The 2913-nt window shown below is 70.5% G+C and carries 3 protein-coding genes and 1 pseudogene; 1 reads left to right on the forward strand and 3 read right to left on the reverse strand.

From position 1 onward, the window contains the following. A pseudogene (locus ACRDSQ_RS17080) lies at window positions 1–267 on the forward strand (SAM-dependent methyltransferase); the annotation flags it as partial. Here the strand turns inward: ACRDSQ_RS17080 and ACRDSQ_RS17085 are convergent. The 3 genes from ACRDSQ_RS17085 to ACRDSQ_RS17095 all read right to left on the reverse strand — a co-directional run. Beyond that, complete coding sequence (locus ACRDSQ_RS17085; protein WP_431422335.1) at window positions 264–671, reverse strand: PadR family transcriptional regulator; 408 nt, start codon at window positions 669–671, stop codon at window positions 264–266. The pseudogene ACRDSQ_RS17080 and the gene ACRDSQ_RS17085 overlap by 4 nt on opposite strands. 318 nt (window positions 672–989) lie before the next feature. Beyond that, the gene (locus ACRDSQ_RS17090; protein WP_431422337.1) at window positions 990–2189 is read right to left on the reverse strand and encodes an ROK family transcriptional regulator; all 1200 of its coding nucleotides are present in this window, start codon (window positions 2187–2189) and stop codon (window positions 990–992) included. A gap of 41 nt (window positions 2190–2230) precedes the next feature. Then, window positions 2231–2913, reverse strand: a 683-nt coding sequence (locus tag ACRDSQ_RS17095; protein ID WP_431422339.1) for an RNA-guided endonuclease TnpB family protein, incomplete at its 5' end; no start/stop codon positions are given.

The raw sequence follows: 2913 nt of genomic DNA on the forward strand, positions 1-2913 counted from the left end.
CCGCCGTACGGCCGGTGGATGCGGGCTGACCTGCCGGAATACGATCCGGCGGAGGTCGACAAGTTCTTCGACCTCAAAGGGTTCGATCGCCACCGGGTGTCTACGGTATGGCGTTTCGCCGACCGGAAGAGCATGGAGGCGGTCCTGCGGATCGAGTTCTCGGCGGCCGTGGCGGCGCGCGCGCTCGCGGAGGTGCCGGGACTCGAGTTCACGGTGGGCTACCGGGTGCTGATCCGGCGCAAGCCCACCGGCCTGATCCTCGCTTAGTCCTCTTCGCCGAGCACCGCGTAGAGCTGGCGCCGGGCCTCGTTGATGATCTCGATCGCCTTGGCCTTCTGCCGGGCGTTCGCGGCCTGGGACACGCCGCTGACGGCCGCGCTGAACTGGCCCATGGCGCCGCGCAGGCTGACCTCGGTCGGGTCGACTCCCGCGGTGACGTGGTCCCACGGCGCGGTATCGCCGAACTGCTCGACGGCGGCGGCCCCGTCCTCGGTCAGCTCGAACAGGCACTTGCCGCCGTCCCCGTCCATCGCGCGGACCAGGCCTTCGTCGGCGAGCAACTGCAGTGTGGGGTAGACCGAGCCGGGGCTCGGCTTCCAGAACCCGCCCGTGCGCTGGGCGATCTCCTGGACCGTTCCGCCTCCCCGGACCGCTAAGCCTGGTTGCCTCACGTGGGCAACCGGCGGGCGCGTTGTAGCCGTGGTCATTTGCCGCCACGGTCCCCTTAGGTGACTGTTGCGTGGGCAGGGCGAGCGGGGACTACCGGTTCGCGTGCTCCATGCAGGCGATGGGTCCGTGAACGGCGTTTCACGGTGTTGTGAGCGGTGCCGCGGGCGGGGCCGGGGAAGCCGAACGTGGGGTTGATCTCGCAGCCGCCGGCTTGGCTCGCGATGCTCGCGCCTCGACGGCGTTGCGGCTGTGGGTGAGGTGGTCGCCGATGCGGGAGAAGCTGCGACGCAGCGCTGTAAGAGGTGGTAGGCGAGCGGGACCTACCGGCCCGCGTGTTCCATGCAGGCGACCGGATCGGTGAAGACGGCTTCCAGCGCGGTGTGGGCGGCGCCGCGGGCGGGGCCGGTGAAGCCGAAGGTGGAGGTTTTGATCTCGCAGCCGCCTGCTTGGCCCGCGATCGCCCGTGCCTCCACAGCGCCGCGCACATGCGTCAGGAGGTGGTCGCCGAAGTAGGAGAAGTAGCCGCCGAGGATCACTGCTCGGGGGCTGAGCACGTCGATAAGCATGCCGACGACGACGCCGAGGCCTTGGCCGACCGTGCCCAGCGCGGCCAGGACGCTGGGGTCGCCGGCGTCGGCGCGGGATCGCAGGGTGGTCATCAGCTGGTCCAGGTCGCGCAGGGAATGCGGTCGTTCGGTTATGGCGCCGAGGAACGCGGTCACGCCGACCGTGGCCTCCACGCATCCGCTGCGCCCACACGGGCAGGCGAGGCCGGGGCGGCCCAGGGGCAGGTGGCCGATCTCGCCCGCGAAGCCCATGGCACCACGCAGGATCTGGCCGTCGACCAGGATTCCGGCGCCCATGCCGACCCCGCCGGTCACGTACAGCAGGTCGTGGATGCCCTCGGTGCGGGCCACCGCGTACTCGGCGACCGCGCCGAGTCGGGCGTCGTTGTCGATGCGGATCGGGAGGACGTTCCCGCCCAGTCGCTCGACCAACCCGTCGACCAGCCGCACGTCCGACCAGCCGAGGGGGGCGGCGAAGCGTAACACGCCGGTGTCGCGGTCCATCTGGCCCGGCGCGGCGATGGTGATGCCGAGTACCTGGCTGTCGGACTCCGCCAGCGAGCCCAGGGCTTCGCCGATGAGGCCCGCGACCGCGTCGAGCACGGTGTCGGGATCGGGTCGGTCGATGACGATCTCGCGGTCGAGCAACACTTCGTCGCGCAGGTCGAGGGCGATCACGCGGGCGTTGTCGACGGTGATCTCGACGCCGAGCCCGCAGATGGCGGTGCCGCGCAGTTCCACTGTTCGCCGCGGCCGCCCGACGGCGCCTGCCCTGGTGGCGTCGGTCTGGTAGACCAGGTCCAGCTCGATCAGCTCGCTGACCAGCGTGGACACCGTGGCCTTCGGCAGCTTCAGATCCTCGGCCAACTGGGTCTGCGACCGGGAGCCGTGGGTGTTGAGGTCCCGCAGCACCAGCCCGAGGTTCGCCCGCCGGATGGCGGTCCGGCTCGCCACCTCCCCTGGCCGGACAAAGGGGACCGCAACGTCCGCTCGTGTCATGCGCATCGTTTCCGGTCCTGTTCACGAACGTATGGAATCGCGTCGTGAGCCGTCACCTTGCGGTGCGGCGTTGGCCCGGTCTCGTGGCCGGGTCTTCCCGTGGCGGTACCCCTTGCCCGCGTGGTGCGGGTCTTACGTGGGTTTCCATCGGGCTCGTTTTGTGTCGCCCCGCAACTCGGGGAGGCCATCCCACCCGCAACCTCGACTACAAGTGCGGCGAGGTTGCGGGCGGCGTTGAGATCGCGATCCAGCGCGTGTCCGCACTGCTCGCAGCTAAACGTCCGTTCGGACAGGCGCAGCTTGGTTTTCACCGCACCACAGGCCGAGCAGGTCTTCGACGACGGGAACCACCGAGAAGCCAAATGCACGCGCCCCCCGGCCCACCCCGTCTTGTAGGTGATCTGCCGGCGTAGTTCGCCCATGCCGACCCCGGCGATGTGCCGGGCCAGGCGCCGGTTGCGGAGCATCCCGGCCACGTGGAGGTCCTCGACCACGATCGTCCCGTGGGTGCGGACCAGGCGGGTGGACAGCTTGTGCAGCCCGTCGCGGCGGGCATCGACCACCCTCGTGTGCAGCCGGCGGATGCGGTCCTGGGTCTTGCGCCAGCGGGCGGACGGGGTTTGCCGGGTGCGCCGGTCCGGGCCGACCCGGCGGGCCGCCTGCCGCCCCAACCTGCGCA

It is taken from the genome of Actinokineospora sp., assembly GCF_050699995.1.
GTDB lineage: Bacteria > Actinomycetota > Actinomycetes > Mycobacteriales > Pseudonocardiaceae > Actinokineospora.